The organism is uncultured Granulicatella sp. (assembly GCF_963528195.1).
Classification (GTDB): Bacteria; Bacillota; Bacilli; order Lactobacillales; family Aerococcaceae; genus Granulicatella.
In genome coordinates this window covers 52,948-67,243 of sequence record NZ_CAURVN010000006.1, presented here as the reverse complement: position 1 = coordinate 67,243, position 14,296 = coordinate 52,948, and the positions used below count along the sequence as shown (strand labels likewise).

The 14,296-nt window shown below is 30.3% G+C and carries 12 protein-coding genes and 1 other annotated feature (1 of these 13 cut by a window edge); of the genes, 2 read left to right on the top strand and 10 right to left on the bottom strand.

Annotated features, from left to right (window positions below; all coding sequences use genetic code 11):
• Window positions 1-156, bottom strand: a binding site (T-box leader) (it extends 38 nt beyond the left edge of the window).
• A gap of 19 nt (window positions 157-175) precedes the next feature.
• Window positions 176-1,690: a LysM peptidoglycan-binding domain-containing protein gene (locus RWR88_RS03275; protein ID WP_314450655.1), complete on the bottom strand. Its 1,515-nt coding sequence runs from the start codon at window positions 1,688-1,690 to the stop codon at window positions 176-178.
• Window positions 1,691-1,844: 154 nt separating this feature from the next.
• On the opposite strand from RWR88_RS03275, the gene RWR88_RS03270 reads away from it, so the two are divergent.
• Window positions 1,845-2,405: a class I SAM-dependent methyltransferase gene (locus tag RWR88_RS03270; RefSeq protein WP_314450654.1), complete on the top strand. Its 561-nt coding sequence runs from the start codon at window positions 1,845-1,847 to the stop codon at window positions 2,403-2,405.
• A 58-nt stretch (window positions 2,406-2,463) separates the two neighbouring features.
• On the opposite strand, the gene RWR88_RS03265 is transcribed toward RWR88_RS03270, so the two are convergent.
• From RWR88_RS03265 to RWR88_RS03245, 5 genes are all read right to left on the bottom strand, one after another.
• Complete coding sequence (locus RWR88_RS03265; RefSeq protein WP_314450653.1) at window positions 2,464-4,152, bottom strand: ABC transporter ATP-binding protein; 1,689 nt, start codon at window positions 4,150-4,152, stop codon at window positions 2,464-2,466.
• Between the two features lie 175 nt (window positions 4,153-4,327).
• A complete protein-coding gene (locus tag RWR88_RS03260; protein ID WP_314450652.1) occupies window positions 4,328-5,314 on the bottom strand; it encodes a glycosyltransferase family 2 protein in 987 nt (328 codons plus the stop codon).
• A gap of 3 nt (window positions 5,315-5,317) precedes the next feature.
• Window positions 5,318-6,796, bottom strand: coding sequence for an oligosaccharide flippase family protein (locus RWR88_RS03255; RefSeq protein WP_314450651.1), 1,479 nt, complete (start codon window positions 6,794-6,796; stop codon window positions 5,318-5,320).
• Window positions 6,797-6,983: 187 nt separating this feature from the next.
• Window positions 6,984-7,802, bottom strand: coding sequence for a LicD family protein (locus tag RWR88_RS03250; RefSeq protein WP_314450672.1), 819 nt, complete (start codon window positions 7,800-7,802; stop codon window positions 6,984-6,986).
• Window positions 7,803-7,806: 4 nt separating this feature from the next.
• Complete coding sequence (locus tag RWR88_RS03245) at window positions 7,807-8,607, bottom strand: LicD family protein (RefSeq protein WP_314450650.1); 801 nt, start codon at window positions 8,605-8,607, stop codon at window positions 7,807-7,809.
• A gap of 161 nt (window positions 8,608-8,768) precedes the next feature.
• Between RWR88_RS03245 and RWR88_RS03240 the strand changes: the two genes are divergently transcribed.
• Window positions 8,769-9,641 carry an Rpn family recombination-promoting nuclease/putative transposase gene (locus RWR88_RS03240; protein WP_314450649.1) on the top strand — a complete coding sequence of 291 codons (873 nt, stop codon included), beginning with the start codon at window positions 8,769-8,771 and terminating at the stop codon, window positions 9,639-9,641.
• A gap of 61 nt (window positions 9,642-9,702) precedes the next feature.
• On the opposite strand, the gene RWR88_RS03235 is transcribed toward RWR88_RS03240, so the two are convergent.
• The 4 genes from RWR88_RS03235 to RWR88_RS03220 all read right to left on the bottom strand — a co-directional run bounded on the left by RWR88_RS03235 (window position 9,703) and on the right by RWR88_RS03220 (window position 14,140).
• Window positions 9,703-10,269 (bottom strand): AMIN domain-containing protein, encoded by a 567-nt coding sequence (locus tag RWR88_RS03235; RefSeq protein WP_314348680.1) that lies wholly within the window; start codon window positions 10,267-10,269, stop codon window positions 9,703-9,705.
• Between the two features lie 11 nt (window positions 10,270-10,280).
• Window positions 10,281-10,988: a hypothetical protein gene (locus RWR88_RS03230; RefSeq protein ID WP_314450648.1), complete on the bottom strand. Its 708-nt coding sequence runs from the start codon at window positions 10,986-10,988 to the stop codon at window positions 10,281-10,283.
• A 5-nt stretch (window positions 10,989-10,993) separates the two neighbouring features.
• The gene (locus RWR88_RS03225) at window positions 10,994-11,875 is read right to left on the bottom strand and encodes an ATP-binding cassette domain-containing protein (RefSeq protein WP_314450647.1); all 882 of its coding nucleotides are present in this window, start codon (window positions 11,873-11,875) and stop codon (window positions 10,994-10,996) included.
• 162 nt (window positions 11,876-12,037) lie between these two features.
• On the bottom strand, window positions 12,038-14,140 hold the full coding sequence (locus RWR88_RS03220) for an LPXTG cell wall anchor domain-containing protein (protein WP_314450646.1): 2,103 nt from the start codon (window positions 14,138-14,140) through the stop codon (window positions 12,038-12,040).
• Between the last annotated feature and the right edge of the window lie 156 nt (window positions 14,141-14,296).

Below are 14,296 nucleotides of genomic sequence, written 5' to 3'. Positions count from 1 at the left end.
ACTCAACTTACTCTTAACGCGAGTGAAACGGAATTTCTTACTAAAATTCAGAAATTCAGCTAAAAGGCGAGTTCAAAACTTTTCATGATGCATTTTCACCAACCATGCACTCTCTACTACAATCCAAATTTCTACTATTCCTTCATCTGCTAATATTTACTAGCATTATATCAATTTATTTTGAAACAATCAAGACTTGTCCTGGTTGGATAATATTAGAAGTTAATTGATTCATTGATTTTAATTCATCTAATGTTAACCCATAATTTTTTGCAATTCTCCATAAACCATCACCTGGTTGAACGGTATAAGTTGTTTCAGTACTTTCACTTGAGGCTGCTGTTTCTTCTGCTTCTTCAGTTGAACTACTTGAGCCATATGAAACAATTAATCCTTGTCCTGGATGAATTGGGCTATCTACGCTTAAGTTATTCCATTCTAATAATGTTGATAATGAAATACCATTGTTACGAGCGATACGATATAAAGTATCCCCTTGGTGAACATAGTACATTTGCGCATTTCCAGATGTAGATGTTTCTTCAGATGAAGCAGTTTCCTCTGTAGTTGTTACTGTTTCTTCAGTTGAACTTGATTCATAAGCATTGCTTAATTGTAATACTTGACCTGGATGAATAACTGAGTTTAAGTTTAATCCATTTAAACTTAATAAATCTTGAATACTTGTTCCTGTTTTACGAGCGATAGCATATAAACTATCTCCACTTACGACTGTATAACTTCCAGTAGAAGTTGTTGTAGAAGTCTCAGTTGATTTTGTTTCTTCTTTAGGAGCACTTTCTTCTTGTTTTGTTTCAGTAGATGCTGCTTTTGAAGATAATGCTAAAACTTGTCCTGGATGAATGATTGAGTTTAAATTCAATCCATTTAAGCTTAATAAATCTTGGATACTTGTTCCTGTTTTACGAGCAATAGCATATAAGCTATCTCCACTTACAACAGTATAGCCATCTCCACTAGATGTTGTAGTTTGTTGATTCGCAATTTCTTCCGCCATATTTACAGCTGTTTCAGTATCATATTTTGTTAATCCAAATTGTTCAATAATACGATTTAATTTTGAACCGTATGCAGTATCCGTTGCATAACGACCTGTTAAATAAGCTGTAGCATCTTGATAGCTATTCGTTTTACTCTTCCAAGCTCCAGAATAAAATAATGGCGCACCTGAAATACCATTGACAATTTTATCAGCATAATCTTCCAATGATTCTTGATAAGATGGATATTTTCTAAAGTTTGCTTGAATACTATAGTAATTTTGTCCACCACTATCTTCTAAAGTCTGCATATTTACAGATTGTCCATTATAACTTCCTTTTACACCAAATAAATTATGGTTTGGTGCTTTGGATAAAGCACTTGTTCCCCAACCTGATTCAAGAGCAGCCTGGGCAATCATAACAGAAGTATAAATATCTTTTCCTCTCGCAACATTTTGAGCTGCAGGAATAATATTACGTAAAAATTGAGTAGCAGCTGTTGAAGCTTCTACTACACTAAAATTAGCGGATAATAATTGATCAACAGGAGAAACATATAACCCAACACAGGCAGTAGTTCCTACAACGATTAATGATCTTTTAAATGATTGATTCATCATTTGTACTTTTTGTAATTGTTTTTCTTTTTTAATTCTTAAAATTCGTTCATTTCTAGTCTCTAACATTTCTCAATCCTCCTACTTCATTCATTATCCATTATAGGAGAAACTTTTTTGATTCATAGGGGAACGTTGCACGAACACATCAAACGTTGTATACTCTTAACAACCGTAAACCTTTTGTAATAAATGTTAAAGATTTGGTAAAGGAGTTCTAAATATGATTCAAAACGCCCAAAAATTCAGCCATTCCATGTTACAAGAATGTATCAAGCCTGGAGACTGCGTGATAGATGCAACAATGGGAAATGGAAATGACACCATTTTTCTCTCAAAGCTTGTTAAAGCAGAGGGAAAAGTCTTCGCTTTTGATGTTCAAAAAGCAGCATTAATTCGTACAAATGAAAAAATTCAAGAACTAGACACAAAAGAAAATATTCATCTCATTTGTGACTCCCATGCAAATCTATCTACTTATGTTCAACAACCGATTCAAGCTGCCATCTTTAATTTAGGGTATTTACCTGGAAGCGATAAATCGATTATTACGACTCCCGACTCAACAATCCGTGCGATTGAATCTATTATGGAGCAATTAACGATTGGCAGTCGCATTGTATTAGTTTGTTATTGGGGACATGAAGGTGGAGATACAGAATTATCTCAATTACAAAAGTTTCTTCCGACATTAGATCAACATGAGTGGACAGTGTTGCAGTATCAATTTATCAACCAACAAAACCAACCACCTATTTGTTTTATCATTGAAAGAAAACGTTAAAAAAGCCTAGTGCTGATGTAATAGCATCACTATTTGCACTAGGCTTATATTTTACTTGTTATTGATGAATCATTTGTTTTTTTACAAATTCTTGATAGTGAGGATGTGATTCTAATAATTCAGAATGAGTACCTACTCCAGTAATCTTTCCATCTTCTAGGAAATAAATTTGAGTGGCATCTTGAACCGTTGATAGTCGATGAGCAATCATCACTTTTGTTAAATGACGATATTCCTGTTCAAGTGTTTGAATAATCTTATGTTCTAAAATACTATCCAATGAAGAAGTTGCTTCATCTAAGAAAATTAATTTTGGATTTCTTAATAAAATACGAGCAAATGCCAACCGTTGCTGTTGTCCTCCTGAAAAATTATCCCCTAATTCTGATACATTTGTATGAATTCCTTGCGGTAATGCAGTTACAAAATCATAAATTTCAGCATCTTTCAAAGCTTGATTAATAGCTTCTGTGCTAACTGTTTCCTTCAATCCCCACGTTAAATTATCTAAAATTGTTCCTGCTAATAATGTTTCATTTTGTGCAAGATAGCCTATTTGATTTCTATATTCTTGTAGATTCACTCCACTTAAATCAATAGAATCAATACAAACTTGTCCATTAGTTGGTTGTAACATTCCTAATAAAAGACTTAACAATGTGCTCTTTCCTGCTCCCGATGGGCCAACAATCGCTACCGTTGAACCAGAATGAATTTCCATTGAAATATGATTTAATACTTCTGTTTCTTCATAGCCAAATGAAACATCTGATAATTGGATTGTTGCATCTGATAAATCAATCACTTCTCCAGTATTTTGTTGAGCTGTAATTGGTTTACGAATCAATTCTAATAAATCACTCATTGATCCTTGTAATTTAGATAATTCTCCTAAAAAACTACCGACAGAACTTGCAGGTGTTAATAACATAAAGATGTAAATTAAGAATGAAATAAATGTTCCAATCGTCATCTCACCACTAGAAAGTAATAACCCACCAAATAAGAAAATGAAACTTAATACAATCGTTACAAAAAATAATGAAAAAGGCTGCATTAACGCTTCAAAGAATCCTAATTTTACAGATTGTTGATACAATTCTAAATATGACTCTTTCATCTTTTGTTTACTTTGTTCTGTAGCATTATTCGCTAAAAAGAATGTACGATTTCTAAAATACTCTCCCAATTGTCCAATCACTTTGATGGTTACTTTTTGTTCAGACTGACTAATATTAGAAACTAATTTACTCATTGGATTTAAGATTAAAAAGATTGAAGGAATTCCTAATAAAATGACGACAGATAATTTCCAATTTAAAATAAATAAGAAGATTAAAATACCTACTATCGTCACAATACTTTGAATAAAAGTTGGCAATTGGAAAACGATAAAGTTTTTTAATTTTTTACTCACTTCAATAATTTCACCAGCTGATTCTCCACTTCTTTTTTGAGCTTCTTGTTCGTTATAAAGAACACTCTCATAAGCTTTCATCCGAAAATCAAGTACAATATCTTCCCCAATTTTTAATAACCCATAATGGGCACTGAATGATAATAATAACTGTACAAACAGAAGTGCAACAATGAGCATAACATTTTGAAAAATGTTTTTCCCATCTCCATTATCTAATAATGACTGTACTAAATAAGGAATTCCTAATGTTAGTAAGCTTCCTAAAATACCAATCAACAACCATGGAATCATCTTTAATTTAATTTCTTTTGTTATCAAATTTTGCATAGAATTACCTCCACTCTTTTTTGTATATCATTAGATATTGACTATAGAATATCATTCTTTTAATATTTGTCAATTATATTTTTAATCTTTATTAATTTTTCTAATATTTTTTTAATTTTGGACGTTTTAATATATAAAAAAGACTTTTGCTGTCGCAAAAGTCTTCATTTCATCATTAATCATGAATTTTCTTATTTTTCTCCATATTCGCTAGCATCAATTTTCGATACAGATGAATATTGATTTTTAATGCTAAAGCAGCAATTCTTCTTCCTTTTTGGAAAATAGTATTTTTCGTAATTTCAAAGGCATGTTGTTTCAAGTAGTGACGCACTCTTGGATAATCTGCTAAAGTTTCAAAATCATCTTCCACTAGCATCTTATCTAAAATATAAAAATGTGCGTACGATAATCGAAAGAATGCTTCTTCTTCCAATTTCGGAAATTGTTGTTTTACTAAATCGTAAAATTGTTGATAAATCGTAATATACACTAAATCACGTTCACGATAAGGATTAGTCGTAATACTTTGTTGTCGATGATAATAATAATAATACGGTTTTGTATTAACGACATATTTCTCAGCAATTTGCACTAATTGATAATGATAAAATGCATCTTCATAAATTTTTCCGACTGGAAATTCTATCTTATCAGCAATTTCTTTTCGGATTAATTTATTACATATCGTACCAGGAACTTTTTGTCCAATTAAATATTCTCTTAAAAACTCTTCCCTATTCAATACTAAATACAAATCTTCTCGATCACATTGAGGAGTTTGGTTTGTAGTATAAACATTCATGACATTACAACTTGAAACATCTGCATTTTCAGCAATAAGTTGCTGATAAAGGGAATCAATCATTTCTTCATGTATGTAATCGTCAGAATCTACGAATAATACATACTTTCCTTGAGCCACTTTTTGTCCTTCATTTCTTGCTGAAGATAAGCCTCCATTTTCTTTATGAATGACTCTTATTCGCTCATCTTGACTTGCTAATTCATCACAGAGATGTCCACTTGAATCGGTTGCACCATCATCTACTAATAAAATTTCTAAATTTGAATAAGTTTGTGTTTGAATCGATTGAACACATTTTTCTAAATATTGTTCGACATTGTATACAGGTACAATGACACTAATTAATTCACTCATAGCTTATCCTCTCTTCAATACTTTATTTTTTACAGCATGAATCACTTCATAGAAAATTTCATCTTTTACAAGTGCTAATACAACAACATAATAAATGACACAGCTAACAATAGTTACAAAAATATTGATAAGCAATGCCCCATTCACGACCATTTCAATTGGATGAATCCAAGAAATCAACCCATAAATAATGAAAAATCCTGATGAATAAAGAACGTATTTACCAGCATGAATAAATAATTTTCTTAAATCGATTAACTTATTCTTATTAATTAATAAGATGTCTAATGCAATCACTAATAATTCAGCAACAATCGTTGTTAAAATATACCATTCTGGTTTTGTAATGCCTACAGCAGCTAGAATAGAGTTCAATACTAAGTTTAATCCTCCACCAATAAAGTAGAACATCGTTAATTTATTTTCATAACCTTGAACAAAAATAATTTGATTTTCTAAAATTAATGCCATTGCCCATGGAATGGAACGAAGTGCAAATAGAAACACACTAAAGCTAGCATCTATATATTGCTCCCCTGCATATAATACAGTTGCATGACTTGCTAAAATAGCTAATCCAAAATTTAACGGCGTAATACAGAACATAAAAATTCTACCGCCCTTATTGACTAAATCATCATAGGCTTTCTTATCATTAATTCCTAAATAATACCCAAGTCTTGGAATACTAACACTAACGGCTCCACTAATAACTCCTGAAATAGAAAATACTAATGTTTGAGCAATCGTGTAATACGATACATATTCGGGTAAAGCAATAGAAGACAAGAACATTCGATCTAAATACGTATAAAGCATCCCAGCATTTGCTAATAAAAGGATAGCAATTAACGGTTGAATGACTGCTTTAACATCTTTCCATTGAACGCCAACAAAGTGAACTTCTTTTTTAATCCAGAAGAAACTTGCTAAATAATTTAACAGTGTCGCAATGGACATTAAAAAGGCATACGGCACAATATCATGCTCTGTTTTTACAAATGTAAAAATAGAAACAAGCATAAAGATTCGAATAAATAAAGTCTTATACAAAATAAACGTATAATTTTCAAATGCTTCATTCATCCATTCAATATTTAAAAACTGTGCAAATACTTGTATCGCCATAATGTAATACAATGTTTTTAATACAGGAGCACCTTCCATTTGGAAAGTAATAATAAAATAGACAATCGTTGTTATAACCGTACAAAATAAGGAAATATAAAAGAGTAACGAAAAGATTCGATTAATTTCTTGCTTATTTTCCTTCGCCTTACTAATGGCTCGAATTCCATAATTATAAATTCCTAACGTTGCAAAAGGGATAAATAATCCGATGAAAGTATTCGTAATATTGAAATACCCATACTCTGTTTTATTTAAAATTCTGGCAATATAGGGACCTGTAATTAGTGGAAAAACAATATTTAATACTCGCATTAAAAGGTTTGCGATAGCATTTACTTTAATATTTTTCATAATTCACCTCATTTTACTGGAGATAGTATAGCAAATTCATGCAAAGATAGAAACAAATATCCTAGATATTAAACAATTTATAAGAATTAAGGAAAATTTTTCCTTACTCACCTTCTTTTACTATACTTTCATAGACATAAAAAAGAAGGCTGGATAAACGTCCAACCTCTTCTTAGACTTAACTCCATTATTGTTCATCTTTACCATAAGCTTGTAATAAATGACTCTTATAATCAATTTCTTCTTGAGAAGGAACCGTCATATAGTCCCCATAAAATTGTGAAAGAAATACATCATATTCTTTTGGTGCAGGAACCATCATATCTTCAAATGGTAATTCAATTAATTCTTCAAAAGTTCCTCTTGGGAATACTTCTTTTCTACCATCCTTACCGCAACCGACAAGCCCTTCATATTGTCCATCTTCTTTTTGATATTTTTTAATTAAGGCATCGATACGATTTCCAAACCAACGTGGATTTACAATTCGTAGGGCATACCACATGATTTTACGACAAATATCTTTGATAGTACTATCGTCATATTGGACATATTGTAATTTAATGTATGCAATCATTCGTAACGTTGCCATTAAATGAGCCTTGTCGATTAATTTGATATCATCATAACGTTCGATTGGGAAAACATCTACGAAGACACTTGTATCATGACGATCCACTTTAATATGATCTTCTACAACCGTACGCTCATCTGTCACTACTAGGAAATTTTGGAAATACCAATCAGAAGTTTCCTTACTTAAAATTTTGTAATATGGATGTTGATCTTTTTCAACTGCTTGAATAAATTTATCATATTCAGAACGATACATTGAAATATCAATATCATCATCCCATGGAATAAATCCTTTATGACGAACAGCGCCTAATAATGTTCCATAACTGACAAAATAGCGAATATCATTTTCCTTACAAATACGATCAATGTATTTTAAAATATCTAATTGCGTTTGCTTTAATTCTTCTTTTGTTAAATACTTTGGCATCATGCTACTCCTCTTCTTTTAAATAAACTTCCAATTCATGTGGATTGGTTTGTTTTTCAATTGGAGGTAATGTTAAATAATCTCCATAATATTGTGTTAATAATCGGTCATATTCTTTTGGAATCGGGAAAATATGTCCTTCAAATTCTCCATCCACCACTTCATCGAAAATCCCTGCTTCAAATACTTCTTTTTCTTTTAATTTAGAAGCTAATAAGCATTCATATTTTCCATTCGGCCTTGTATATTGTTGAATCACTTCTTCAATTTTATACCCAAATCTTCTTGGAGAAACAGGCAATAATACTGTCCAGAAAAATGTACGAATGATATCTTTTATCAAACTATCTTTGTATACAATATTTTTATGCTTACTGAATGATAATAATTTGAAACTTTCTAATTGATAAGTTTTATCCACAGCTTTCAAATCATCAATTCGATCATACGGAAAAATATCGATAAAAATTCCACTCTTATAAGTTTTACGATTTCTAGTATCTGTAATAACTGTTTGGTTATCCACTACTTTAATAAAATTATTATAGTAATCTGCATTATTCTCTAATGATAAAATCTCATATTGAGAAAATAAAAATTCACGTTTAAAACGTTCATAATCTTTTCTTGGCATCATAATATCAATATCATCATCCCATGGAATAAATCCTTTATGACGAATTGCACCAATTAATGTCCCATAATTAAGAAAATAATGAAGCTTTTCTTTTTTACAAAACTCATCCACTGCTAAAAGAATGGCTAATTCTCTTTGTTTAACTTCTTCTGTTGTTAATCTTTTCATTTAAAAATCCTCTTTTATTCAGATATTCCTTGATGATTATAGCACAACGGTGCAAAACAATAAATACACAAGGGATTATTTGAAAAAGTTGGATTAAAAAAATTAAATTTGGAAAATTTTTCGTATCTATAGGTGAAGAGAAAATTAAAGGAGGAATCACTATGAAAATCAAGCCAACAAATGACCTACTCTTCAAAAAAATGATGACAACAACAGGAAAGGAATATATTCTGGAAGACTTCATTGAGGCAGTTACGGGAATGAAGCTGACAAATATTAGACCAACAAATCCGTACCAGATAGAATCTTATCAAAAAGAGATTGAAAATCTGAATCCAGTAATGTATAGCACGATTGTTGATGTAGCAGCTACTACGGAAGATGGAATGGAAATTATGATAGAAATGCAACTCTATCAGCATAAAGATTTTTTTGAACGTATCTTTAACTACATGGCAACCACTTATACTCAAAACTATAAAGCAGAAAGTGCAAAATCGATTATTTCTATTGTAGTTACCAATTTTACAGTATTCCAAAAATTTCAAGAAGCACTAGTAAAGATTGGATTAACCAACTTGGCTTATCATCGAGAAATTAAAAATAAAAAACACCAACCTTATTGGCGAATCTATTTAGTAAACTTAACAGATAAAGCCATTCTCGAAGGAGAAAATACAGATTTATCTGAGTGGCGAGACTTTCTGAAAAATGGTACAATTAAGCCAGAATCAAGCAGAGGCTTAAAAGAAGCACAAAAAATAGTGAACTTCTCAAATCTATCAGGTGAAGAACGGAGGCTTGCAGAACTAATGGAAAAATATGAAGATGTATACTATCAAGTCATGAAACACCAACTTGAAGAAGGAATTGAACAAGGGATTGAAATCGGACGTCAACAAGGCGTAGCACTTGGAGAACGAAAAGGACAAGTCATGATATGCTTCAAATTAAACTTACCAATGGATGAAATCCAAAAACATACTGGTTTATCATTACAAGAAATCGAAGCCTTCAAAAAAGAATTACATTAAACATACAATCACTCCTAAAAAAGAGCCTTTCGTTTTCTCTACGAAGGCTCTTTTACTTTGTTTATTTTCCTTTTACAATCGTTACATCTGTATAAGCATCCACTTTAATGACACTTGCACTTGTTTCTTTTGTTTCAGGTTTTTCTGTTATTTTAGCTCCATTATTCAACATGATGTCATATTTTCCATCAAATGTTTGAGGAACATTCACTTTTACTTCCCCACTAACGGTATCTAAAAATACTTCATAAGGGTCAGCATTTTTGGCTAGTTCAACCGTAATTTTTAATGTATCTTTTCCAAATTGAGAAGTGTATAATCGAAACCCATGTTTTGAGATTGGAATATACAATCCTTCTTCGTTTGATTTTGTATCTTTAATCGTATTCACAGAAGTTTTTGAAAGTTTCCCTGATACGGTTACTTTTGTTTGAGGATTAGAAGTTTCTACAATCGATAATTCCACATTTTGCTCTGTTCCATAAATTTCTACTTTTTGTTTCGCATTTTCTTGTAGTTCCCAAGTCTGTGTAAAATCAAAATCTGTTTTTGCATTGCTATAAGTCATATAAAATGCAAAAGCTACAATAACTAGAAAAAAAACGATAAATGGTAAAATTTTCTTCATAAGCTTTCTCCTTATTTAAATTCTCGTTCACTAAATAAATAATAACTAAAAATAAAGTATAAGACACTAAAAATCAGTGCAATCATAACAGATGGCGTTAAAAAGTCTCCACTACCTGTGATAGCTTTTAATTGGTTAAAAAGTAAAAAGTGTTCCAACAATTCAGGGTCAATAACATTTGCCATCGAAAAACTCATTAAATTATCAAATAAAATGACAATCACTACATAAATTAACTGCGCATAACTTACCTTATCGACATAGTTGAAAATGAAGATAGACAAGAACATGACACATAAAAAATAAGGATATTGATATACTGCTATATTCCAAACTGTCGATAAAGAAGCACTATCTGCAAAAATCCCTCTAAATACAGCTACAGATAAATAACCTACGAATAAATGGATGGTTGAATATAAAACTGTCGTCACAACTTTATAAATGAATAAAGACAACCGATTCTTAGATTTAATAATCTGTGTATTAATCGTTCTGGATACAAAATCTTCTCCCCAAACGAATAAATCCACTGCGATGAAAAATAATGGGAGAAAGGCTGTTGAAGTCGATAAAGTCATAATGACACCAATATCTCCACTCTTTTCTCTCATTACAAATGTAAACAAGAACTCTAATAAGACACATAGTAAAATTGAAATCGAAAAGATTCTTTCTTTTCTAATTTTATAAATATCTGCTTTAAAATTTGACATCATTACGCTTACCTTCCTTCAACCAAATTAAAATAATATTCTTCAAAAGAAACTTGTTCCTTATAAATTTCAAAAATTTCAATCTGATTTTCTCTTAATAGATCAATAATCTGATTAATTGTAAGGGATGTATGGTTCACTTCGATTTTGTCAGGCAAAAGAGTACACTGACAATCATTTGCTGTTAAAATGTCAATCGCTGTTTGGTTTGTTGCTGTAGAAACGATAATTTTATTAGCTAATGAAGATAAGATAGCTGCTTTTGAGTCTTCCTGAATAACTTTTCCTTTACTCATAATGACATAATCATCTGCAATAAGATCTAATTCAGATAAAATATGGCTGGAAATTAAAATGGTAATATTAAAATCATTTTTTAAAGTTGCTAAAATATCACGAATATCTTTGATACCTTTTGGATCTAATCCATTAATTGGTTCATCTAAAATTAATAATTTTGGTGAATCGATAATTGCCAACCCTATCGCTAATCGTTGTCTCATTCCTAATGAAAAATCTTTGGCTTTTTTCTTTGGATCCACATCCGCTAACCCTACTAAATTTAATACTTTCTCTATTTTTTCATGAGAAGGATTTTCTCCACATAGTAATAATTGATAATGTAAATTATCATAAGCGGAAAGATTCAAATGCAGAGCTGGTGATTCCACAATCGAACTTAGTTTACAGCCTTTTAGTCCAACAATTTCTCCGGAATCTTGTTTAATTAGTCCTGAAATAATACGAATTAATGTCGTTTTTCCTGCTCCATTTTCACCAATTAAGCCGCAAATTCTACCTTCATAAATATTGAATGATACATTATCTAAGGCATGATATTTTGCATATCGTTTATGAATATTTTTCACTTCGATTAAAGGTTTACTCATTTATTCACCTCGTTATATTAGAAATTTAATACTATAAATGTAATATTATCACTTTATATGAAATTTACAAGAAAAAAAGACTCTCCGAAGTCAACTAGCTACTTCGAAAAGTCTTTGATTTCTTATTTATTTGGATGAATACTTATTCGATACTATTATAATTTATTTCGTATCTTTCTTCTTGAATTTTAAACTCATCATACCTAATAAGCTCATAACACTAGCACTAATTGTATAATATAAACTAGTATCCGACATACCTGTATTTGGAAGCACTTGTTTATTTGAAACAACCTTTTCAGATACTATTTGATAAACTACTTCTTTTTCATGCTTTGTTGGCAGTGGTTTTTCACTTGAAGTTTGAACTTCATTTTCATTTTTTTTAGAAGTTTCATCAAATGTAGATTTTTTTGTTTGTTCTTTCTGTTGAGGTTTAGGCGTATCAACATCTGGTTCTTGTTGTTTATTATTCAAGTCAAATGCAGGTAATTCTGGCTGTACTAATGGTTCACCTTTCTTACTTACTGGTTCATTATATTCTTGCACTTCAAGAGTTAAAGGTTCACCATTCATACTTAATGGTTTAGTATATTCTGATTCTTCTATTTTTGGTGTTTCATTTGGGACTACTCCACCGTTAAATTCTACTTCTTCTTTATTTTCTGGAGTTCCCTTTTCACTAACAACTTGTAATTTATAACTAAAAGTTACTGAATTAATTCCTTTTTTAATTACTAAACTACTAGGAATATTTTCTTTTTGTAACAAATAAGTTTGACCTTTATAAATTATTTTATTTGGAGGAGTTGTTACAGTAACTTTAGATCCTTTATCACTTTTCTCGCTAGTAATTGTAGGAGCAATTTCATTTCCTTGTTCATCAACAAATTTTTGTTGTACAACTCCAGTATCAATTAGTTTTTTATAAGTTACTAAATGATAATTTGTAGAAACAGGCTCCATTAATTTTTTGTAATCAACATTTTTTAAAACATCTTTTTTCGTGAAATAAGTATTTAGAATAAAACCTCCTATATTATTTTTAAAAGTGTAACTGAATTTTTGAGAAATTCTTCCCTCAGGAGTTACTTTTACCTCATAACTATTGAATTGAATATTTGACGTATCATTTTGTACTCTCACTAGTTCCGCTGCATTAATATTTTCATCACGAATATCAGAAGGTTTGATTATTTCCTGTCCATTAAATACTGAAGTATTAATAACTTTAGCGTATAAGTCTTTAAAAGGAATAAGTCTACCTGTTGAATCTTTGTAAGAATATTCCGTAATTACATTAGAACTTCCCTCTTTTTGATTAGTTGATTTAAAGTCTTCTGGAAAAGCATAAATACTTTCAATCATCTTATCTGTTATAACATTAAAATACTCAGGATTATTCGTAAATCCAAAATTATAAGTACGTTTTACTTCAATAGTATCAATACCATAAGTTTTTCTGAGATTGCTTTCATCATTTACTTTTATATTGTAAGAAATTGTTTCTCCGTCTTTTACTTTCAAAATGTATGAATCAATAAGATAATTTAATCTTTCAGCTTGAAGAGGTGTTAATTTTGTATTAGTTTCATACAATATAGTTTTTACTTTTGTAGGTACCGTAGTGATTGGATTATTTACAAAAGTTTCTGGTCTTTTTAATACAGCTCTTTTTCCTTCAACAAAATGAACATCCCCTTTGTTAGATTTAAAATCGGAAAGTTCTACTGTCTTTTTAAAATCTTCATCAAATTCTCTTGAATTTAAATGCTGGACTAAAAAATGTTTCATTGAATTATTATTTACGTAAAATTTTATTGTATTATTAATATTATTTGCTTTCTTTTGTCTTGCTTCTTCTTCTTTTTTAGCTTCTTCAAGAGCTTTAATTTGTTCATCTATTTTTGTTTCTGCATTTTTCTTTAAAGTAGCTTCTTCAGTTTCTGTTTTTGCTACTCCAACTGCTTCAGCTGGCTTTTCTTCAACAGTAACTCCAGCTGTTTTAACTTCTTCAACTTTGGCTTTCAATGCAACTTTCTTAACAGTAACTGTTTCTTCTCGTACAAATTGATCTTTTGCCTCTGTTTTCCCATTAGGAGCAAAATTTTCTGTCGAATTTACTTTTTCTTCTTGAGCTGCAAGAATTGGATTATTTCCTAAAGTCATAAACAATGAAGACGCTAATAAAATACTACTTACTAGCCCTAAATTTGTTTTTCTTAAATAACCATGACCTTTTGGATTCCCAAATAATTTTTCCACTTCAAAACACCCTACTTTCCTTTATTAAATATTTAACGTAATAATAATCCAACAATTTGCTAATGTAAAGGCTTTATATAAAAAAATAACTTATATTATTTAAAAATATAAAAAAATCAGAAAAAATCCGTTTTATTCTGAAAATATATTTGCTTA